Here is a 20235-nt window from a genome sequence, read left to right as displayed (position 1 = left end):
GCCTCTGTCGTGGCACATCCCTTTCGGATGTCACCCGTTCAGCGGGTTTGCAGACGGCTTCGTCCACTGTTCGACGTTAAGCCCGGCCCCGAGGGGGTCACCACTCGATCATGGGCGGGCGCCGGGCGGCTCCGGCATGAAGGACCGCTGCGGCGGCCGGTTTCACCGGTTGGTCTGCCGCCACCCGCGCCCGGCTGTCCCCGGTCTCAACACGCTCCCCGGCGCTCGCAGTTGACCGGTCGGCGACCGTGCGGCAGGAGGGCGACGGGCAGGGGGGCGGGTGCGGCCGCAGGTCAGGGCAGGACGGCCGTCCCGTCCACCTCGACCAGGCACGCGTCGTCCCACAGCCTGACCACGCCGATCACCGCCATGGCCGGGTAGTCGCGGCCCGCCAACCGACGCCAGATACGGCCCAGTTCGACGGCATGGGCGCGGTAGTCGGCGACATCCGTGGCGTAGACGGTGACGCGGGCGAGGTCGTGCGGGGTGCCGCCGGCCGCGGCCAGCGCGGCGAGCAGATTGGTCAGGGCCCTCTCGAACTGCTCGGGCAGCGTGCTTCCGACGACTTTGCCCTCGGTGTCCAGGGCGGTCTGGCCCGCGAGGAACACCAGCCGGGTACCGGAGGCGGTGACGGCGTGGGAGAAGCCGGTGGGGGGCGACAGCTCGACCGGGTTGTGCCGTTGCAGGCTCATCGGGACGCCTCCCCCGCGTACAGCTCCTTGGCGATGATCGTGCGCTGGACCTCGGTCGCACCCTCGTAGATGCGGGGGGCTCGGACCTCTCGATAGAGGTGTTCGAGCAGGTGGCCGCGCTGGAGGGCGCGGGCGCCGTGCAGCTGGACTGCTGAGTCGACGACGTACTGCGCGGTTTCCGTCGCGAGCATTTTGGCCATCGCGGAACGTGTCGGCACGTCGGCCGCTCCCTCGTCGTACGCGCAGGCCGCCGCGTACACCATCAGGCGGGCGGCCTCGGTGCGGGTGGCCATCTCGGCGACCGTGTGGGCGACCGACTGCAGGTCCTTGAGCGCGCCGCCGAAGGCCCTGCGGTGCGCGGTGTGCGCAAGGGTCGCGTCCAGGGCGGCGCGCGCCATCCCCACGGCGAACGCGCCGACGCTGGGGCGGAAGAGATTGAGCGTGTCCATCGCGACGCGGAAGCCGCGGTCCGGCTCGCCGAGCAGGTCGTCGGCCGTCACCGGGACGTCGTCGAAGGTGAGCGCGCCGATCGGGTGCGGGGAGAGCATGTCGAGAGCGGTGCCGGTGAGTCCGGGCCGGTCGGCTGGGACGAGGAACGCGGTGACGCCGCGCGCGCCCGCGCCTTCGGTGGTCCGCGCGAAGACGGAAGTGAAATCGGCCTCCGGGGCGTTGGAGATCCACCGCTTCTCGCCGCTGAGCCGCCAGCCGCGCCCGTCCGGCACCGCCTTCAGAGTGAGCGCGGCGGCATCCGAGCCGGCGTCGGGCTCGCTCAGCGCGAAGGCCGCGACCGCCCGCCCGGCCATGACCTCGGGGAGCCAGCGCCGGCGCTGGGCGTCGGTGCCCGCCCGGACCAGCGGGGAGGTGCCGAGGCCCTGGAGCGCGAGGGCGGTCTCGGCCTCGGTGCAGCCGTACGCCAGCGACTCGCGCAGCAGGCACAGTTCGAGGGCGCCGGCCGTGAAGAGGCGTTCCAGCAGCCCGAGTTCGCCGAGGGCCGCCACCAAGGGGCGGTTGACGTGCCCCGGTTCGCCCTTCTCCGCGAGAGGGCGCAATCGGGTGGCGGCCAGCGTGCGCAGCTCGGCACACCAGGCGGTCTGTACCGGATCGAGTGAGAATACGGGCATTCGCGCCCCACTTCGTACGGCTGGAGGTCCGGGGTGTCCCCCGGCGAAAAGCACGGTATCGCGGACCGTTGACTGTCGTCACCATCACGATACGCTCGTTTCGCGACCCCACCACCAGAAGAGGGGCGAACCATGGAGCTGACACCCTCGGCCCACCTGGACACCTTTGCGCGCGACCGTCTGCCGCCCGTCGACGAGTGGCCGGAGATGGTCTTCGATCTGCCCTCGCTCCGGTACCCGCGACGCCTCAACTGCGCCGCCGAGCTCCTGGACGGCACCATCGCGCGCCACGGCTCCGGCCGGCCCGTCTTCCGTACGGGCGCAGGCGGGGTCTGGACGTACGGCGAGCTGCGTGAGCAGGTCGACCGGATCGCCCATGTCCTCACCGGTGACCTGGGCGTGGTCCCCGGCAACCGGGTCCTGTTGCGGGGGCCGACCACGCCCCATCTCGCGGCCTGCTGGCTCGCCGTCCTCAAGGCGGGCGCGGTCGCGGTCACCGTGCTGGCCCAGCAGCGGGCGAAGGAGCTGGCCACGGTGTGCGAGATGGCCGCGGCCCGCCACGCCCTGTGCGACGTCCGGTCGGTCGACGACCTGGTCAAGGCCGAGGTGCCCGGGCTGCGGATCACCACCTACGGCGGCGAGGGGCCCGAGGACCTGCTGCGGCTGGCGGCGGCGCGGCCCCCGGAGCCGTACGAGGCGGTCGCGACGGCCGCCGACGACGTCGCGCTCATCGCGTTCACCTCCGGCACCACCGGCCGTCCCAAGGGCTGCATGCACTTCCACCGGGACGTCCTGGCGATCGCCGACACCTTCTCGGCCCATGTGCTGCGGCCCGAGGCGGACGATGTGTTCGCCGGCAGTCCCCCGCTGGGGTTCACCTTCGGGCTCGGCGGTCTCGTGGTCTTCCCGATGCGGGCCGGGGCGTCCACGCTGCTGCTGGAACAGGCGGGCCCGGCGCAGTTGCTGCCCGCGATCGCGGAGCACCGGGTGTCGGTCCTGTTCACGGCCCCCACCGCCTACCGCGTGATGCTGGACAACCTCGACGGCCACGACATCGGCTCGCTGCGACGGTGTGTGTCGGCCGGTGAGAACCTGCCCGCGGCGACCTGGCGGTCCTGGCACGAGCGGACCGGTCTGCGCCTCATCAACGGCATCGGTGCCACCGAACTGCTGCACATCTTCATCTCCGCGGCGGACGACGCGATCCGGCCGGGCACCACCGGCATCCCCGTACCGGGCTGGCAGGCCCGCGTGGTGGACGAGCAGGGCATGCCGCTGCCCGACGGCGAGCCGGGGCTGCTGGCCGTACGCGGTCCGGTCGGCTGCCGCTATCTGTCCGACCCCCGGCAGCGGGAGTACGTGCGCGGCGGCTGGAACATCACGGGCGACACCTACGTACGCGAACCGGACGGCTGGTTCCGCTACGTCGCACGCGCCGACGACATGATCATCTCGGCCGGGTACAACATCGCGGGCCCCGAAGTGGAGGACGCCCTGCTGCACCACCCCGACGTGGCCGAGGCAGCGGTCGTCGGGCGGCCCGACGAGCTGCGCGGCCAGATCGTGGTCGCCTGTGTCGTGCTGCGCGAGGGCGCGGAGCGCGGCGACGGCACGGCCGAGAAGCTGACCGAGTCGGTCAAACAGCGCCTCGCGCCGTACAAGTGCCCGCGCGAGATCGTGTTCCTCGACGCCCTGCCGCGTACACCGACCGGCAAGCTGCAGCGCTACCGGCTGCGCGCTCTAGAGTGATCACGTGGCCGAGCAGCACACCCCCCGATCCCTGATCGTCACCCTGTACGGCGCCTACGGACGCGAGCACACGGGTTCCCTCGCCGTGGCCGAGCTCATCCGGCTGCTGGGCGCCCTCGGCGTGGACCCGCCGTCGGTGCGGTCCTCGGTGTCCCGGCTCAAACGCCGCGGACTGCTGGTGGCCGAACGCACCGCGGACGGCGCGGCCGGTTACGCGCTGTCCGCGGACGCCCGTCAGCTCCTCGACGACGGCGACCGGAGGATCTACGCGGCCTCGTCGGCCGACCTCGGCGACGGCTGGGTCATCGCCGTCTTCTCCGTCCCCGAGGCGGAACGTCACAAGCGGCATCTACTGCGCTCCCGCCTGGTCAGGCTGGGCTTCGGGGCGGCGGCACCGGGCGTGTGGATCGCTCCGGCCCGGCTGTTCGACGAGACGCAGCACACCCTGCGCCGCCTCCAGCTCGACGCGTACGTGGACCTGTTCCGCGGCGAGCATCTCGGTTTCACGCCCACGGCGGAGGCGGTCTCGCGCTGGTGGGACCTGGCGGCGATCGCCAAACAGCACGAGGAGTTCCTCGATCTGCACGAGCCGGTGCTGCGCTCGTGGGAGGCGAGGGAGGACACCCCCGCAGAGGACGCCTACCGGGACTATCTGCCGGCCCTGGATTCCTGGCGACGGCTGCCGTACGCGGACCCGGGGCTGCCCGCCGAGCTGCTGCCCCAGGGCTGGCCCGGCGGGCGCTCGTGGGAGGTCTTCGCCCGGTTGCACGCGCGGCTGCGGGACGCGGGCGCGGCCTTCGTACTGGGCGCACGAGGCTGATCAGCTCAGGGCGAGCCGGGGCCGCGGGGCGTCGGTGCGGCCCGTCGGGGGCTTGCGGCTGCCCGCGCGGTACGGCAGCGGCCAGAGAGCGGCCTCTCCGGTGTAGTCCTGGTCGGCCGCCGCGTGCAGGGTCCAGTGGGGATCGTAGAGGTGCGGCCTGGCCAGGGCGCAGAGGTCGGCGCGGCCGGCGAGCAGGATCGAGTTGACGTCGTCCCAGGAGGAGATGGCGCCCACGGCGATGACCGGGACGCCCGTCTCGTTGCGGATCCGGTCGGCGTACGGGGTCTGGTACGAGCGGCCGTACTCGGGACGTTCGTCCGGCACGACCTGGCCGGTGGAGACGTCGATCGCGTCGGCGCCGTGGGCGGCGAAGGCGCGCGCGATCGCGACGGAGTCCTCGGGGGTGGTACCCCCTTCGGCCCAGTCGGTCGCGGAGACGCGGACGGTCATGGGCCGGTCCTGCGGCCAGATGTCCCGCATCGCGTCGAAGACCTCCAGCGGGAAGCGGAGCCGGCCCTCCAGGGAGCCTCCGTAGCCGTCCGTGCGCCGGTTGGTCAGCGGGGAGAGGAAGCCGGAGAGCAGGTAGCCGTGCGCGCAGTGAAGTTCGAGGAGGTCGAAGCCGCTGTCGGCCGCGCGGCGGGTGGCCGCGGCGAACTGGGCGCGGACCTCGGCGAGTCCGGCGCGGTCGAGTGCGTGCGGGACCTGGTTGACGCCGGGGCGGTACGGGAGCGGGGAAGCGGCGGACACGGGCCAGTTGCCCTCGTCCAGCGGCTGGTCGATGCCTTCCCACATCAGCTTGGTGGAGCCTTTGCGGCCGGAGTGGCCGAGCTGGACGCCGATCGCGGTGCCCGGCGCCCGGTGGTGGACGAAGTCGGTGACGCGGCGCCATGCGGCGGCCTGTTCGTCGGTGTAGAGGCCGGTGCAACCGGGGGTGATCCGGCCCTCGCGGCTCACGCACACCATCTCGGTCATCACCAGGCCCGCGCCGCCGAGCGCACGCGCACCGAGGTGGACGAGGTGGAAGTCGCCGGGGAGCCCGTCCTGCGCGACGTACAGGTCCATGGGCGAGACGACGACACGGTTGCGCAGGGTCAGTCCCCGCAGCCGGAAGGGAGTGAACATGGGCGGGGTGTCCGGCGGGCATCCGAAGTCCCGCTCCACGGCCCCGGTGAAGGCGGCATCACGCAGCCGCAGATTGTCGTGCGTGACCCGGCGACTGCGCGTGAGCAGGTTGAAGGCGAACTGCCGGGGCGGCTGGCCGAGATAGGTCGCGAGCTCCTCGAACCAGCGCAGGCTCGCGGCGGCGGCCCGCTGGGTGGACTCGACGACGGGACGGCGCTCGCTCTCGTAAGCGGCGAGTGCCGCGGCCAGGTCGGGATGCTCCTGGACGCAGGCGGCGAGGGCGAGGGCGTCCTCGACGGCGAGCTTGGTGCCCGAGCCGATGGAGAAGTGCGCGGTGTGGGCGGCGTCGCCGAGGAGGACGATGTTGGCGTGCGACCAGCGCGCGTTGACCACGGTACGGAAAGCGGTCCAGGCGGAGGAGTTGCCCCGCAGGGGACGGCCGTCGAGAGCCTCGCTGAAGATCTTGGCGCAGCGTGCGGCGGACTCCTGCTCGTCGAGCTCGTCGAAGCCCGCGGCGTGCCAAACCTCCTCGCGCATCTCGACGATGACGGTGGAGGCGTCGGCCGCGAAGGGGTAGCCGTGCAGCTGCATGACGCCGTGCTCGGTCTCGGCGATCTCGAACCGGAAGGAGGGGAAGGCGAAGTCGGCGGCGAGCCAGATGTAGCGGCAGCGGTGGGTCGTGATCCGGGGGCCGAACGCGTCGGCGTGGGCCTCCCGGGTGGCGCTGTGCACGCCGTCCGCGGCGATGACGAGGTCGTGGTCCGCGGCGAGGTCGGCGGCGGGCGGCGCGGGCGTGCGGAAGCGTAGGCGTACGCCGAGGGACGCGCAGCGCTCGTGCAGGATCTCCAGCAGCCGTCGCCGGCCGAGTGCGGCGAAGCCGTGCCCGCCGGAGGTGAGGACGTGTCCGCGGTGGACGACGTCGATGTCGTCCCACCGGACGAACTCGTCCCGCAGCGCGCCGTGGACCACGGGGTCGGCGTGCTCGATGCCGCCCAGCGTCTCGTCGGAGAGGACGACACCGAAGCCGAAGGTGTCGTCCGGCGCGTTGCGTTCGTAGACGGTGATGTCGCGGGCCGGGTCGAGCCGCTTGAGCAGCGCGGCGGCGTACAGTCCCCCGGGTCCGCCGCCGATGACGGCGACGCGCAGGGGGCGGGAGGCACGGGGCGGCGGGACAGGGGGCATGTCAGCGGCCCTGCCAGCTGGGCGGACGCTTCTCGGTGAAGGCGGCGTGGAACTCCGCGTAGTCCTCACCGTTCATCAGCAGCGCCTGGGTGGCCGCGTCCATCTCGACGGCGGCGGCGAGCGGCATGTCCAGTTCGGCGGTGAGCAAGGCCTTGGTCTGCGCGTACGCCAGCGCGGGCCCGTCCGCGAGATGCCGGGCCAGCTCGGCCGCACGCTTGTCCGCCTCGCCCTCGTCGACCAGTTCGCTGAGCAGACCGATCCGTTCGGCCTCGGGCGCGCGCACCGGTTCGCCGAGCATCAGCAGCCGGGTGGCGTGGCCGAGCCCGATGACCCGCGGCAGCAGGTACGCCGCGCCCATGTCGCCGCCGGACAGCCCCACCCTGGTGAACAGGAAGGCGAACTTCGCCGAGGCGTCGGCGATCCGGAAGTCGGCGGCCAGCGCCAGCACCGCGCCCGCTCCGGCGGCCACCCCGTGCACCGCCGCGATGACGGGGAAGGGGCACTCCCGGATCGCGCGGACGACCTGTCCGGTCATCCGGTTGAAGTCCAGGAGCTGGGCGGTGTCCATGGACAGGGTCGCGCCGATGATCTCGTCGACGTCGCCGCCCGAGCAGAAGCCGCGGCCCTCGCCGCCGAGCACGAGCGCCCGTACGGAGCGCTCGCGGGAGAGCTCGGCGAGCAGATCGCGCAGGTCGGCGTACGCGCCGAAGGTGAGCGCGTTGAGCTTGTCGGGCCGCTCCAGCGTGACGTTCGCCACGCCGTCCTGTCGTGTCAGCCGCAGGTGGCGCCACCGCTCGGTGCGCGTCGCGGAACCGGAAAAGGGGCTCATGGAGTGGGGCCTCCTTCGGCGGACGGTCGTGCTGCTGCCTGCCGTTCGAAGCTATCACTCATTCGTGACTGCCGTCACGAGTACGCGATATCCGTCTTGTGACAGTGCTGGGGGCGCGTCCCGGTTCAGGCACAGCTCCCGGCAGGGAGCCCTCGGGGCTCTTGTCGGGCGTGAAGGTGTTCGTAGGGTGAACACACCACCGCCACCGAACGGACATCCCCCGTGCCCGAAGCACCCGACTACGCCTCCTGGCGCATCGCGCTGCCGCACACCACGGCGGCCGTACCCATGGCCCGTGCGATGATCCGCGCCGCACTGATGGACATCGAGGCGTCGCCGGACAGCGACACGGCCGAGCTGCTCACGGCGGAACTGGTGGCCAACGCGGTGGAGCACACCTCGCACTGCGTGCCCATAGAGCTGGTGATCGAGCTGATGCCCACGGGCTGTCATGTAGAGGTGCACGACGCCGATCCGGCGCCTCCCGGCGATCTCTCACCGGCGGCGCCGGCTCATATGCCCGATCCGTGGCAGGAGCACGGCCGCGGACTGCTGCTCGTGAGGACGCTCAGCTCGACCTGCGGACACCGCCCTACGGACCGCGGCAAGGCGGTCTGGTTCACCCTGCCCGCACGGCGCTGACGAGCTCCGGCGTCCGGCAACGGATGACGGGCCGGCGGCCGGCGGCGAGCGGCGCCGGCCGTGGAGCGCGTAGGCGACCGCGCCGGCAAGCGGGCCGTGGCGCGCGCAGATCGTGCTCGTCGCGCACAAGGGAGTGGGGCCGGGCATGGGAGCCGGACCCCACCGATGACGGCCTGCCCGCCGCCGGTACATGCCGCCCACGTGGGGGCATGGCTATTCAGCGGCGGCGAGTGTGGCGACCATGACCGCCTTGATCGTGTGCATACGGTTCTCCGCCTCGTCGAAGACGACGGAGTGGGCCGACTCGAAGACCTCGTCGGTCACCTCCAGCTCCGAGAGCCCGTGGCGCTCATGGATCTCGCGCGCGACCGCGGTGTCCAGGTCGTGGAAGGCCGGCAGGCAGTGCAGGAACTTCACATCCGCGTTGCCGGTCGCGCGCAGCACGTCCATGGTCACCGCGTACGGACCGAGCGCCTTGATCCGCTCGTCCCACACCTCCTTGGGCTCACCCATCGAGACCCAGACATCAGTGGCGACGAAGTCCGCACCGCGCACACCCTCGGCGATGTCCTCGGTGAGGGTGATCCGCGCACCGCTCCCCTCGGCGGCCTGGCGGGCCGCGGCGACGATCTCCTCGGCCGGCCAGTACGCCTGCGGCGCGACGATGCGGACGTCCATGCCCAGCAGGGCACCGGTGAACAAGTAGGAGTTGCCCATGTTGAAGCGGGCGTCACCCAGGTACGCGAAGGAGATCTTCTCCAGCGGCTTGTCGGTGTGCTCGGTCATGGTCAGCACTTCGGCGAGCATCTGGGTGGGGTGCCAGTCGTCGGTGAGCCCGTTGTAGACGGGCACCCCCGCATACCGGGCCAGCTCCTCGACGGTCTCCTGCGCGTCACCGCGGAACTCGATCGCGTCGAACATCCGGCCCAGCACCCGGGCGGTGTCCTTGGCGGACTCCTTGCTGCCGATGTGGGAGCCGGACGGGTCGATATAGGTCGTGGACGCGCCCTGGTCGGCAGCGGCGACCTCGAAGGCGCAGCGCGTACGGGTCGACGACTTCTCGAAGATCAGCGCGATGTTCTTTCCACGCAGCCGCTGGACCTCGGCACCTGCCCGCTTGGCGGCCTTGAGGTCAGCGGCCAGGCCGATCAGGCCACGGAACTCCTCGGCCGTGAAATCCAGCTCCTTGAGGAAGTGGCGGCCTTCGAGATGTATCGCCATGGTGGCTGCTCCTGGATCGCGAAATGCGGTGACCATGGAAGTCTATACGACTGAATGCATCTCTATACAGCATCCCTCTCCACGGGACAGCTCATGCACCGTGGACCGCCCCTCCCCCGACCCAGCTCACTGCCCGGTATCTCGATCACCTCGATGCCCTGTTTGCGCAGATGGGTGTTGGTGGTGACGTTGCGCTCGTAGGCCACGACGACACCTGGTTCGACGGCGAGCACATTGCAGCCGTCGTCCCACTGCTCACGCTCGGCCGAGTGCACGTCCTGCGTCGCGGTCAGCACCCGGATGTCCTTCAGCCCGAGCGCCGCCGCGATCGCGTCGTGCATACGCTCCGGCGGATGGTCGCTCACCTTGAGCGCGCCGATGCCGTCGGCCGGTTCGATGGTGTACGAGCGGAGCATGCCGAGCCCCGCGTACTGCGTGAAGGTGTCCCCGTCGACCATCGTCATCACGGTGTCCAGGTGCATGAACGCCCGGCGCTTGGGCATGTCCAGGGCCACGATCGTGCGGGCCGAGCCTGCCGCGAACAGCCCGCGCGCCAGCATCTCCACGGCCTGCGGTGTCGTGCGCTCGCTCATCCCGATCAGCACCGCACCGTTGCCGATCACCAGCACGTCGCCGCCCTCGATGGTGGAGGGGTAGTCGTCCTGCCCCTCCGACCAGTGGTGGAACGGCTCGTCCTCCCCGCCCACGAAATGCGGATGGTGCTTGTAGATGGCCTCGAAGTGCACCGTCTCCCGCTGCCGGGCCGGCCAGCGCATCGCGTTGATGGAGACGCCGTCGTAGATCCAGGCCGAAGTGTCCCGGGTGAAGATGTGGTTGGGCAGGGGGTGGAGAAGGAAGTCGTCCAGGTCCATCACATGGAAGCGGACGGACGTCGGCTCGCTGTGACCGGCCAGGAACTCCCGCTTGGTCATCCCCCCGACCAGTGCCTCGACGAGATCGGAGGTGGGCAGCGCGTCGAACGCGGCCCGCAGGTGATCGGTCGCGAGCGGCCCGTACTCCTTCTCGTCGAAGACGCGGTCCAGCACGAGCTTTCTGGCCTCGGGGATCTCCAGCGATTCGCGCAGCAGATCGCCGAAGAGATGCACCTCCACCCCTCGGTCACGCAGAACGTCCGCGAAGCCGTCGTGTTCCTGACGTGCCCGGCGCACCCACAGCACGTCGTCGAAGAGCAACGCGGTCTTGTTGCTCGGCGTCAGCCGCTTCAGCTCCAGATCGGGCCGGTGGAGGATGACCTGGCGCAGCCGCCCGGCCTCGGAGTCGACATGGAATCCCATACCTCCATCCTCGCCGCGCGGACGGCCCTTCACCCGGCGAACGGCCGACCTTGTCACGGCGGTCGTGGCGTCGACGCGGCGGTCCACACCTCGACAGGGCCACAGGCATCGCAGGCCGGGCGGCGGGTTACCTCACTGCGTCAGCGACGTGGCACCTGGCAGCGTGGGGCCCGTGGGGCCGCGCGGTCGGTGAGGCGGGGTGTCGGGGGCGCGGCAGCCGGCGGCGTGGGCGGTGGGCTCGGCGCTGCCGATGGCATCCGGGCAGCCCGTGCGGCACGGCGTCGGGGCCGCGGCACCTGGCAGCATCGGGCCGGTGTGTCGGTGGGTCGGCGCGGCCGATGACGTGCGGGCAGCCTGTGGCGTCATGGCCTCACGGCGCACGGCGCCACGGCGCGGTACCTCCTGGCGCACGTCGCAGGCGAGCGCGCGATGCAGCGCCTCGGTCGCGGCGGCCTGCGTCGCGGGGCTCGGCGGCTTCGGTATCCGCTTCGCCACCAGAGGGGGCTGCGACTGCCAGGCCGGGCTCGCGTATGGACCAAGACGCCCACCGAACGCCGCGGTGCGTGACTAACGCATGCTCGGCGCTGCCACGGCGCTGCGGGGAGGCACTGACAGTGCCTCCCCGCAGCCGGCCGGACCTGTTCAGAGCCGGGGGTCGACCGGCTCCGATTCCAGGGCCAGCACCGCGAACACGGCCTCGTGGACCCGCCACAGCGGCTCCCCGTCGGCAAGCCGGTCCAGTGCCTCCAGTCCGAGGGCGTACTCGCGCAGGGCGAGTGAGCGCTTGTGGTTCAGGAACCTCTGGCGCAGCCGCTCCAGGTTCTGCGGACGGGTGTACTCCGGGCCGTAGATGATGCGCAGGTACTCACGGCCGCGGACCTTGATGCCCGGCTGCACCAGCCGGCCCCTGCCGTCCTTGGCGAGCGCCTGCAGCGGCTTGACGACCATGCCCTCGCCGCCGCGGCCCGTCATCTCCAGCCACCAGTCCACGCCCGCGCGCACGGACTCCTCGTCGCCGGTGTCGACGACCAGTCGCCGCGTGACCTGCAGCAGCCCGGTCGGGTCGTGCTCCACGAGCCGGTCCAGCCAGGCGAGCTGCTCGTCGTGCGCGACCGCGGCGAGCGAGCGGCCCCGGCAGGCGAGGACCTGGAACGGCGCGAGCCGCACCCCGTCGAGGCCGTCGGTCGTCCAGCAGTAGCGGCGGTAGGCGTCCGTGAACGCCGCGGCGTCGGTGGCCCGTTCGAGCTGCCGGGTGTGCAGGTCCGCCACGGCGACGCCTCGTGCGACGGCTGCCTCCAGCGCCGCGCCCGCCTTGGGCAGCACGGCGCCCGAGGCGGCGCCGACCGCCGCGTACTGGGAGCGCAGCAGACCGGACGCTTTCAGCGACCAGGGCATCAGTTCGCCGTCCAGCAGCAGCCAGTCGGTGTCGAGTTGGTCCCACAGCCCGGCCGCGCCGACGGCCGTACGCAGCCGCTGGAGGATCTCCTCGGTGACCGCCTCGTCGTCGAAGAACGGCCGCCCGGTACGGGTGTGCAGAGCGCCGGTGGGACCGTCCACGCCGAACCTCTCCCGGGCCGCGTCCGCGTCGCGGCACACGAGCGCGACCGCCCGCGATCCCATGTGCTTCTCCTCGCACACGACCCTGCTGATGCCGTCGGCCCGGTACTGGGCGAACGCCTCGGCCGGATACTCCAGGTACCCCTCCTCCCGCGACGTGGCGGTGGGTGCCATCGTCGGCGGCAGATAGGCCAGCAGCCGGGGGTCGACGGCGAAGCGGCTCATGACCTCAAGCGCCGCGGCCGCGTTCTCCTCGCGCACGCCGATGCGTGCCATGTGCCGGGTCTCGACGATCCGGCGGCCCGATACGTCGGCGAGGTCGAGCGGACGCCCCTCGCGGCCGCCGGGCGCCTCGGTGACGAGCGGCCTGGCCGGCTCGTACCAGACCTTCTCGGCCGGCACGTCGACCAGTTCCCGCTCCGGCCAGCGCAGCGCGGTCATCCTGCCGCCGAAGACGGCGCCGGTGTCCAGGCAGATGGTGTTGTTGATCCACGACGTGTTGGGCACCGGCGTGTGTCCGTAGACGACGGCTGCCCGGCCGCGGTAGTCCTCGGCCCAGGGGTAGCGCACGGGCAGCCCGAACTCGTCGGTCTCACCGGTCGTGTCGCCGTACAGCGCGTGCGAGCGGACGCGGCCGGAGGTGCGGCCGTGGTACTTCTCGGGCAGGCCGGCGTGGCAGACCACGAGCTTGCCCTCGTCGAGCACGTAGTGGCTGACGAGGCCGTCGATGAACTCCCGCACCTGCTCCCGGAAGGCGGGGTCGCGGGCGTCCTCCTTCTCCAGCTGCTCGATGGTCTCGGCGAGGCCGTGCGTGTGCTGGACGGCTCGTCCCTTGAGGTAGCGGCCCAGCTTGTTCTCGTGGTTGCCCGGTACGCACAGGGCGTTGCCCGCCGCGACCATGCCCATGACGCGGCGCAGCACTCCGGGGCTGTCGGGGCCGCGGTCGACGAGGTCGCCGACGAAGACAGCCGTACGGCCCTCGGGGTGAGCGCCGTTGTCGTAGCCGAGCTTGCGGAGCAGGGTCTCCAGCTCCAAGCTGCAGCCGTGGATGTCACCGATGATGTCGAACGGTCCGGTGAGATGGCGCAGGTCGTTGTAGCGGCGTTCGAGGACGATCTCGGCGCTGTCGACCTCCTCCGGGCTGCGCAGGACGTGGACCTTGCGGAAGCCCTCGCGTTCCAGTCCGCGCAGGGAGCGGCGCAGTTCGCGGCGGTGGCGCGCGATGACATGGCCGGGCATGCCGGCGCGGTCGGGGCGGGTGGCGTTGCGTGCGGCGCAGACGTCCTCGGGGAGGTCGAGGACGATGGCGATGGGCAGCACGTCGTGCTCGCGGCCGAGGCGTACGAGCTGCCGGCGGCTCTCGGTCTGCACGTTGGTGGCGTCGACGACGGTCAGCCGTCCGGCGGCGAGCCGCTTGCCCACGATGTAGTGCAGGACGTCGAACGCGTCACCGCTCGCGCTCTGGTCGTTCTCGTCGTCGGCGACGAGGCCGCGGCAGAAGTCCGAGGAGACGACCTCGGTGCGCTTGAAGTGCTTGTGGGCGAACGTGGACTTGCCCGAACCGGTGGCGCCGACGAGGACCACGAGGGACAGGTCGGTCACCGGGAGCCGCCGGCCGGGGGCGGCAGCGGTGGCGGTCGTTTCCGTGGTGCTGGTCATGCGGCGGTCGCCTGCTTCGTGGTCGTGTCGGTCGTCGTCTTGTCGAACACCGCCATCTGGGTCGGCGGGCCCACCTCGGGATCGTCGGGGCCGATGGGGACGAAGCGCACCGCGTAGCCGTGGCGCCCGGCGACGGCTTCGGCCCAGGTCCGGAACTCCTCGCGGGTCCATTCGAACCGGTGGTCGCCGTGGCGCACATGTCCGGCGGGCAGCGTCTCCCAGCGAACGTTGTACTCGACGTTCGGCGTGGTCACCAGCACGGTCTGCGGGCGCGCCGAGCCGAACACCGCGTATTCGAGGGCGGGCAGCCTGGGCAGGTCGAGGTGCTCGATGACCTCGCTGAGCACGGCGGCGTCGTAGCCCGCGAGCCGCTTGTCGGTGTATGTGAGGGAGCCCTGGATCAGTGCGACGCGGGCGGCCTGCCGCTCGCCGAGGCGGTCCAGCTTGAGGCGGCGCCCGGCGATGGTCAGGGCGCGCACCGATACGTCGACGCCGACGATCTCGGTGAACCGAACGTCCTTGAGCAGCGCCTGCACCAACTGGCCCTGCCCGCAGCCCAGGTCGAGGACACGGCTCGCGCCGACGGCGCGCAGCGCCTCGAGGATCGCTTCCCTGCGCTGTTCGGCGAGCGGCACCGGGCGCTCCTCGGTGTCGGTGGTCTCGTCCACGGCGTTGTCCACGTCCTCGACACGGAGGTCGTCGGCCTCGGCGAGGCGCACCAGTTCCAGGCGCTCCATGGCCTGCCGGGTCAGTCCCCAGCGGCGGGACAGGTAGCGGCTGGTGATGAGCTTCTGCTGGGGGTGATCGGCGAGCCAGCCCTCGCCCGCGCGCAGCAGCTTGTCGACCTCGTCGGGCGCGACCCAGTAGTGCTTGGCGTCGTCGAGGACGGGGAGCAGGACGTACAGCTGACGCAGAGCGTCGGCGAGCCGCAGCTCCCCTTCGAGCACCAGCTGCACATAGCGCGATGCGCCCCATTCGGGGAACTTCTCGTCCAGGGCCACCGGTTCGGCCTCGACCGAGGTCCAGCCGAGCGGTTCGAACAGCGCCCGGACCAGGTCGGCGCCGCCACGGGCGGCGACCGCCGGCACCTCGATGCGAAGCGGCAGCGTGGCCTCGGCCCGTTCGGGCAGGGCAGCGCACACACCGCGCAGCGCGGTCTTGAACACCGTGCTCAGCGCCACGGCCATCAGCGACGACGCCGCGTAGGGGCGGTCGTTGACGTATTGGGCGAGCGCGGAGTCGGGGGCGCCGCCACGGCCCTTGCCCTTGCCGCGCCGCACGAGCGCCACCGGATCCACCTCCAGCAGCAGTGCGGCCGTGCACCGTTCCGCGGACGCCTCGGGGTAGAAGACGTGTGCGGTGCCGTGCGAGGTGGAGAACGACTGCGCCTTGTCGGGGTGCTTGTGCAGCAGGAAGCCGAGGTCGGTCGCGGGACGTTCGGGGGTACCGGTCGTACTGATCGTCAGGAACACGTGTTTGAGTATCGTCCGCTCGGTCCGCCCCGACCAGCAGTTTTTGTCACAAGCAGGCCCCAGAGCGCCACCACCGCGCGGCAGGCGTCACCCCGTGCCCAGGAGCCGGGCCAGCGCCCCGATCTCCGCCGGGCCCACACGGCAGCAGCCGCCGACGAGCCGGGCTCCGCCGGCACACCAGGCGCGCGCCGCGGCAGGGTCGTACGCGCTCGCGCCCTGCCAGCGCCGCTCGGCGGCGTTCCATCCCTCCCCGCTGTTGGGGTAGGCGACCACGGGTTTGCCGGTGACCTCGGCGGCGGTGCGGACCGCCGCGGCCACCTCGTCCGGGTCGCAGCAGTTCACGCCGACTGCGAGCACGTCGCCCCGGTCCGCGGTCAGGGCGAACGCCTCGGCGAGGTCCTGGCCGGCCCGGGTCCGCCCGCCCGCGACGGTGTACGACAGCCACACCGGTACGCCGCATCCCTCGGTCGCCCGCAGCAGCGCCCGCGCCTCGTCGGCGTCCGGGACGGTCTCCAGGGCCAGCACGTCCGGACCGGCGGCCACGAGGGCCTCGATCCGCGGCCGGTGGAAGCGCTCCAGCTCCGCCGAGGTCAGCCCGTAGCGGCCCCGGTACTCACTGCCGTCGGCCGGCATCGCCCCGTACGGGCCGACCGAGGCGGCGACCCACACCTCGCGGGGCGCCTCCTCGGCCGCGCTGCGCGCCAGTGCGACGCTGCGGCCGAGGAGGCGGGCGGCCTCGTCGTGCCGGATGCCCCGGCGGGCGAACCCCTCGAACGTGGCCTGGTAGCTCGCCGTGATGAGCACCTGGGCGCCCGCCCGTAGGTATGCCGCGTGCGCCCCTTCGATCTGCCGTGGATCGTCGGCGAGCAGCCGTGCCGACCAGAGGTCGTCCGACAGGTCGCAGCCCTGTGCCTCCAACTGGTTGGACAGCCCGCCGTCGAGGACGAGGACGTCCCGGGCGAGCGCTTCGGCGAGTGTGCGGACAGGTCTCACGGTGGCTCCCGGGAATCAGGTCAACTGGGCCATGACCTGGTCGGAGATGTGCTCCAGGTGGTCCAGATCGTGCAGGTCCAGCACTTGGAGATAGATCCGGGACGAGCCGGCCGCCGCGTAGTGGCCGATCTTGTCGACGACCTCGGCCGGGGACCCGGCCAGTCCGTTCGCCTTGAGCTCGTCCACGTCGCGGCCGATCGCCGCCGCGCGGCGGGCCACCTCGCCGTCGTCCTTGCCGACGCACACCACCAGCGCGTTCGAGTAGATCAGGTCGTCGGGGGAGCGTCCGGCCTTCTCGGCGGCGGTACGGACCCGGCCGAACTGGCGCTCGGTGTCCTCGACCGAGGAGAAGGGCAGGTTGAACTCGTCGGCGTACCGCGCGGCGAGGCGGGGGGTGCGGGTCGCGCCGTGGCCGCCGATCAGCACGGGGATCTTGTCCTGGACGGGCTTGGGCAGGGCCGGGGAGTCGGTCAGCCGGTAGTGGTCGCCCTCATAGGTGAAGGTCCTGCCGACCTCGGTGGCCCACAGGCCGGTGACGATCTCCAGTTGCTCCTCGAGACGGGCGAACTTCTCCTTGGGGAAGGGGATGCCGTACGCCTGGTGCTCCGCCTCGAACCAGCCCGCGCCCAGCCCCAGTTCGATCCGGCCGCCCGACATCTGGTCGACCTGGGCGACCTGGATGGCCAGCACGCCGGGGAGCCGGAAGGTGGCCGCCGTCATCAGTGTGCCGAGGCGGATCCGCTTGGTCTCGCGGGCCAGCCCGGCCAGGGTGATCCAGGCGTCGGTCGGGCCGGGCATGCCGTCGGCGGAGCCCATGCGCAGGTAGTGGTCGGACCGGAAGAAGGCGTCGAAGCCGAGCTCTTCGGTGGCCTTCGCGACGCGCAGCAGGGTGTCGTAGCTCGCCCCTTGCTGAGGCTCGGTGAAGATTCGAAGATCCATGCATCCATCCTGCACCTTTCGCCGCCACGCAATCACGTCAGAGGGGCAGGTGACGAGGGCCGGTCACGCGGCACGTTCACCAGGCCAGGGTCACGCAGCGCCGGCTCACGCGGGCCGGTTCACACAGCACCGGCCGCCGGGCCCATCTCGGCGACGGGCCCCGCGGGGCCCGCCCGTCCGCGGACCGTTTCGGGAGGGCGGTCGGGCTCGTGCTCCGCGAGGCGGCGCAGCATGCCACGCACACGGTCGCTCGACTCGTCCGCGGTGTCTATCGTCTCGATGCACTGCCAGTAGAGCCCCTCGTCGTCCGTGGCGCAGGCGACGCCGACGAGAGCGATGCCGACCTCGCCGAGCAGGACGTTCAGCCCGATCAACGCGGCCTGCGGGTCGCTCACTGACGTCAGTTGCGTGGCCCGCACGCCTCCGCTGCGCACCATCGGATGGTCGAGCACACCGCACCCCCGCCCGCCGATCTCGCCGAGCCCCCGGGCCTCGCCTCGGACCTCGGCGGGCCCGCTCATCGCGAGCCGGCTGCCGATCGCCTGGGCCAGCGCCTGGATCTGCCAGGCCTCGGCCACGATCTCCGGCGCGGACCGGCTCTGCGCCAGTGCATGGCGGCTGATCTCGATGAGCCGTAACGCTTCCATGAGCGCGCCCCCGTTCGTACGACTTCCTGCCCACTCAGTTCATTACCCAGAGTGAAGGTCATTGACCAGAAAAGCCAAGGGAATTCGGAAATCTGTGGACACCAGGGCTGTTGTGGATAACTCGATAACTCCAAAGAGTGACGAAGGGGTGTCGAAGCAGCCGGGCCGTGACCTCACCACATCTGTCCGCAGCGCCCCCGCAACCCCCGGAGCACCCCGGCGATGCCCCGGCGTCGCCACGACGCGCCCCGGCGTCGCTACGGCGCCGGGAAACGCCCCTCGTTGCGGTCGATCTTGTCGGACAGGGCCTGAAGCGCGTCGATCCCGAGCACCTCGCAGAACTGCAGCAGATACGCGAGCACATCCGCGACCTCGTCGCGCACGCGGTGCGCCGTGCCGTCGTCCTCCATCACACGTGCCGACTGTTCGGGCGTCAGCCACTGGAAGATCTCGACCAGTTCGGCGGATTCCACGCTCAGCGCCACCGCCAGGTTCTTCGGGGTGTGGTACGGCTGCCAGTCACGCGCCGCCGCGAACTGCGCCAGCCTGCGCTGCAGCCCCGCCACGTCCAGCCCGTCGTCTCTCGTCACGGCACCAGGTCTACCACCGACACTCCGTCGACCCCGCGTGCGCACGACGCGTCAAAGACCGCCCCCGCCAGCCGGATGTGCCCTCTGGCGCACATCTCGGCCGCCAGGCCCACCAGTTCGCGCGCCTGCGCGGGATCCAGGCAGCGGTCGAAGCCGTCCGCCAGCACGGTCAGCGACTGGTACGCCGCCGGCACCTCTGCCACCTGGTCCACGGACAGCACGCCCGGACCGGTGAGCAGGACAAGAGCGAGGGCCAGGTACCTCAACTCCCCCTCCCCGAGCCGCCCGAGGGGCGTGTCGGCGCATGTGCCGCCGCGGGCGAGCAACGCCCGCACCGTGCCGTTCCCCAGCTCCTCCACGCGCAGGTCCGTCACCTCCCCCGCGCATCCCACACGCGCCGCCGCGGCGAGCCGCGCATGCCGCTTGCCGCATTCGCTGCGCGTACGGTGCAGGACCTCGGCCAGGTTGTCGCACCCGCGCCGCAGCCTGCCCGGGCCGGCCGCGACCGGCTTCCGCATCCGCTGGGGCCACGGGTCGCAGGCGAAGACCGACCGCAGCGCGAGGACCACCTGCTCGGCAGCGGCCAGCACCCGCAGCTGCGCCGGGGTCCTTCCGGCGACGTGCAGCGGCAGCAGGGCGGTGCCGAGCCGGTCGGCGGGCAGCCGGCCGCGGGTGACACCGGCCGCACCGGCGGTGTGCCAGGCGGCCTCCACCTCCGGGCGTGCGGGATCGCGCAGGGCCGTGGTGAGCAAGGTCCGTCCGCCGGCGGTCAGCCGCTCACCGACGACCTCCAGGCGCGGGACGGCCTGGACCGCGAGGTCGAGGCGCACGGGTCCGGCGGGCCCGTCCACCGTGCACCCGATCCGGAAGCCGCGGCGCCCCTGCCGGTCGGCCCGTGCCCCTTCCGGAACGCAGTCGGCCGCCTCGGGGAAAGCGGCCTCGAGATCGTGTCCGCAGCCGAGCAGGGCGAGTGCCTCGTACGCCTGGAGGGCACTCGACTTGCCGCTGCCGCTGGCACCCGCGAAGAGCGTCATGGGGCCGAGGGCGAGGACCGCCCCACGGTGCTTCCTGAAGGCGGTGAGCCGTAGTTCGGTGACCTGGGGCCGGGCGGCGCCGGCCTCGCCGGGCCGTGTGTGCGGTTCGACGACCGGTGCGTTCGCATCCATGAGCGGGACGGTACGCAGTGTGATCACCGCCGAACCGTTCCGCCGTGGCCGGCGTCCTACGAATGAGGGACGGCGTCGGCCTCGGCTCCTTCCACCTCGGTGCCGACGGGCGCCAGGAGGAACACGTTGCGGTCGACGCGGTGCATCGCGCTGCCGAGCCCGAAGACGACACCGCTGCTGAAGTCCAGGATGCGCTTGGCCACTTCCGTGTCGGCCGCCGTCAGGTCCAGCAGGACGGGCGTCCGGTTGACGAGGTACTCCGCGACCTCGCGCGCGTCGGCGAAGACCTGCACCCGCAGCACGACGAAGCGACGGTTCTCGGCGACCGCGTAGTCCTGCGGGACGGTCCGGTGGTCCACCCGCGACGGCCACTCGTCGCGACTGCGCAGCGGCACCACCTGGGCCAGGCCCTCCCACTGCTCGTCGGTGACGTCGTACCTCTCGTACCTACTCATGGGACCATCCTCCCGCCCCTCACCCGTTCGGCCCAACAGCGACACGGGTGAGGGACGGGAGAACCTTCGGTGGGCGCCGGAGGC

General features: G+C 71.9%; 17 protein-coding genes. 3 read left to right on the top strand and 14 right to left on the bottom strand.

Translation table 11 applies throughout. From position 1 onward, the window contains the following. Nucleotides 1-293: 293 nt before the first annotated feature. Both J7E88_RS01500 and J7E88_RS01495 read right to left on the bottom strand, forming a co-directional pair. Entirely contained in the window at nt 294-692 is a 399-nt protein-coding gene (locus J7E88_RS01500) for a RidA family protein (protein ID WP_215176392.1), read from the bottom strand. Next, nucleotides 689-1813, bottom strand: coding sequence for an acyl-CoA dehydrogenase family protein (locus J7E88_RS01495; protein ID WP_215176390.1), 1125 nt, complete (start codon nt 1811-1813; stop codon nt 689-691). The genes J7E88_RS01500 and J7E88_RS01495 overlap by 4 nt, the downstream gene beginning before the upstream one ends. A gap of 132 nt (nt 1814-1945) precedes the next feature. Here J7E88_RS01495 and J7E88_RS01490 point away from each other — a divergent pair, with 132 nt between their 5' ends. Further along, nucleotides 1946-3562 (top strand): AMP-binding protein, encoded by a 1617-nt coding sequence (locus J7E88_RS01490; protein ID WP_285427496.1) that lies wholly within the window; start codon nt 1946-1948, stop codon nt 3560-3562. A gap of 4 nt (nt 3563-3566) precedes the next feature. Then, nucleotides 3567-4382, top strand: coding sequence for a PaaX family transcriptional regulator C-terminal domain-containing protein (locus J7E88_RS01485; protein ID WP_215176388.1), 816 nt, complete (start codon nt 3567-3569; stop codon nt 4380-4382). Here the strand turns inward: J7E88_RS01485 and J7E88_RS01480 are convergent, their stop codons facing one another. Together J7E88_RS01480 and J7E88_RS01475 are read right to left on the bottom strand one after the other, a co-directional pair. Beyond that, nucleotides 4383-6686 carry a bifunctional salicylyl-CoA 5-hydroxylase/oxidoreductase gene (locus tag J7E88_RS01480; protein ID WP_215176386.1) on the bottom strand — a complete coding sequence of 768 codons (2304 nt, stop codon included), beginning with the start codon at nt 6684-6686 and terminating at the stop codon, nt 4383-4385. It abuts the gene before it with no gap. A gap of 1 nt (nt 6687) precedes the next feature. Then, entirely contained in the window at nt 6688-7515 is an 828-nt protein-coding gene (locus J7E88_RS01475; RefSeq protein ID WP_215176384.1) for an enoyl-CoA hydratase family protein, read from the bottom strand. A gap of 222 nt (nt 7516-7737) precedes the next feature. Here J7E88_RS01475 and J7E88_RS01470 point away from each other — a divergent pair, with 222 nt between their 5' ends. Next, the gene (locus J7E88_RS01470; RefSeq protein ID WP_215176382.1) at nt 7738-8157 is read left to right on the top strand and encodes an ATP-binding protein; all 420 of its coding nucleotides are present in this window, start codon (nt 7738-7740) and stop codon (nt 8155-8157) included. 213 nt (nt 8158-8370) lie between these two features. Here the strand turns inward: J7E88_RS01470 and argF are convergent, their stop codons facing one another. From argF to J7E88_RS01420, 10 genes are all read right to left on the bottom strand, one after another. Continuing rightward, nucleotides 8371-9378, bottom strand: coding sequence for an ornithine carbamoyltransferase (gene argF / locus J7E88_RS01465; RefSeq protein WP_215176380.1), 1008 nt, complete (start codon nt 9376-9378; stop codon nt 8371-8373). Between the two features lie 62 nt (nt 9379-9440). After that, entirely contained in the window at nt 9441-10673 is a 1233-nt protein-coding gene (locus J7E88_RS01460; RefSeq protein WP_215176378.1) for an arginine deiminase, read from the bottom strand. Nucleotides 10674-11315: 642 nt separating this feature from the next. Then, nucleotides 11316-13889 carry a polynucleotide kinase-phosphatase gene (locus J7E88_RS01455; protein ID WP_215176376.1) on the bottom strand — a complete coding sequence of 858 codons (2574 nt, stop codon included), beginning with the start codon at nt 13887-13889 and terminating at the stop codon, nt 11316-11318. After that, a complete protein-coding gene (locus tag J7E88_RS01450) occupies nt 13886-15361 on the bottom strand; it encodes a 3' terminal RNA ribose 2'-O-methyltransferase Hen1 (RefSeq protein WP_215176374.1) in 1476 nt (491 codons plus the stop codon). The genes J7E88_RS01455 and J7E88_RS01450 overlap by 4 nt, the downstream gene beginning before the upstream one ends. A gap of 87 nt (nt 15362-15448) precedes the next feature. Further along, a complete protein-coding gene (gene mmuM, locus J7E88_RS01445) occupies nt 15449-16354 on the bottom strand; it encodes a homocysteine S-methyltransferase (RefSeq protein WP_215176373.1) in 906 nt (301 codons plus the stop codon). Between the two features lie 15 nt (nt 16355-16369). Continuing rightward, nucleotides 16370-17293 carry an LLM class F420-dependent oxidoreductase gene (locus J7E88_RS01440; RefSeq protein ID WP_215176370.1) on the bottom strand — a complete coding sequence of 308 codons (924 nt, stop codon included), beginning with the start codon at nt 17291-17293 and terminating at the stop codon, nt 16370-16372. A gap of 119 nt (nt 17294-17412) precedes the next feature. Beyond that, on the bottom strand, nt 17413-17940 hold the full coding sequence (locus tag J7E88_RS01435) for a DUF6099 family protein (protein ID WP_215176369.1): 528 nt from the start codon (nt 17938-17940) through the stop codon (nt 17413-17415). 257 nt (nt 17941-18197) lie between these two features. Beyond that, nucleotides 18198-18530 carry a nucleotide pyrophosphohydrolase gene (locus tag J7E88_RS01430; RefSeq protein ID WP_215176368.1) on the bottom strand — a complete coding sequence of 111 codons (333 nt, stop codon included), beginning with the start codon at nt 18528-18530 and terminating at the stop codon, nt 18198-18200. Then, on the bottom strand, nt 18527-19696 hold the full coding sequence (locus J7E88_RS01425) for an AAA family ATPase (protein WP_215176367.1): 1170 nt from the start codon (nt 19694-19696) through the stop codon (nt 18527-18529). Before J7E88_RS01425 ends, J7E88_RS01430 begins: the two co-directional genes overlap by 4 nt. 56 nt (nt 19697-19752) lie before the next feature. Further along, nucleotides 19753-20151, bottom strand: a complete 399-nt coding sequence (locus J7E88_RS01420; protein WP_215176365.1) for a cell division protein SepF — start codon at nt 20149-20151, stop codon at nt 19753-19755. Nucleotides 20152-20235: the final 84 nt, after the last annotated feature.

Origin of the sequence: Streptomyces sp. ISL-10 (genome assembly GCF_018614575.1) — a bacterium.
GTDB lineage: Bacteria > Actinomycetota > Actinomycetes > Streptomycetales > Streptomycetaceae > Streptomyces.
The sequence above is the reverse complement of the archived record's forward strand: the minus strand, read 5'-3'. Positions and strand labels throughout refer to the sequence as shown.

Excerpts from the sequence above, each read along its gene's own strand:
- J7E88_RS01440 (WP_215176370.1), bottom strand. The coding sequence starts at position 17,293 with ATGGATCTTCGAATCTTCACCGAGCCTCAGCAAGGGGCGAGCTACGAC.
- J7E88_RS01500 (WP_215176392.1), bottom strand. The coding sequence starts at position 692 with ATGAGCCTGCAACGGCACAACCCGGTCGAGCTGTCGCCCCCCACCGGC.
- J7E88_RS01490 (WP_285427496.1), top strand. The coding sequence starts at position 1,946 with ATGGAGCTGACACCCTCGGCCCACCTGGACACCTTTGCGCGCGACCGT.
- J7E88_RS01425 (WP_215176367.1), bottom strand. The coding sequence starts at position 19,696 with ATGGATGCGAACGCACCGGTCGTCGAACCGCACACACGGCCCGGCGAG.
- J7E88_RS01495 (WP_215176390.1), bottom strand. The coding sequence starts at position 1,813 with ATGCCCGTATTCTCACTCGATCCGGTACAGACCGCCTGGTGTGCCGAG.
- J7E88_RS01455 (WP_215176376.1), bottom strand. The coding sequence starts at position 13,889 with ATGACCAGCACCACGGAAACGACCGCCACCGCTGCCGCCCCCGGCCGG.
- J7E88_RS01460 (WP_215176378.1), bottom strand. The coding sequence starts at position 10,673 with ATGGGATTCCATGTCGACTCCGAGGCCGGGCGGCTGCGCCAGGTCATC.
- argF (WP_215176380.1), bottom strand. The coding sequence starts at position 9,378 with ATGGCGATACATCTCGAAGGCCGCCACTTCCTCAAGGAGCTGGATTTC.
- J7E88_RS01475 (WP_215176384.1), bottom strand. The coding sequence starts at position 7,515 with ATGAGCCCCTTTTCCGGTTCCGCGACGCGCACCGAGCGGTGGCGCCAC.
- J7E88_RS01420 (WP_215176365.1), bottom strand. The coding sequence starts at position 20,151 with ATGAGTAGGTACGAGAGGTACGACGTCACCGACGAGCAGTGGGAGGGC.
- J7E88_RS01435 (WP_215176369.1), bottom strand. The coding sequence starts at position 17,940 with ATGGAAGCGTTACGGCTCATCGAGATCAGCCGCCATGCACTGGCGCAG.
- J7E88_RS01480 (WP_215176386.1), bottom strand. The coding sequence starts at position 6,686 with ATGCCCCCTGTCCCGCCGCCCCGTGCCTCCCGCCCCCTGCGCGTCGCC.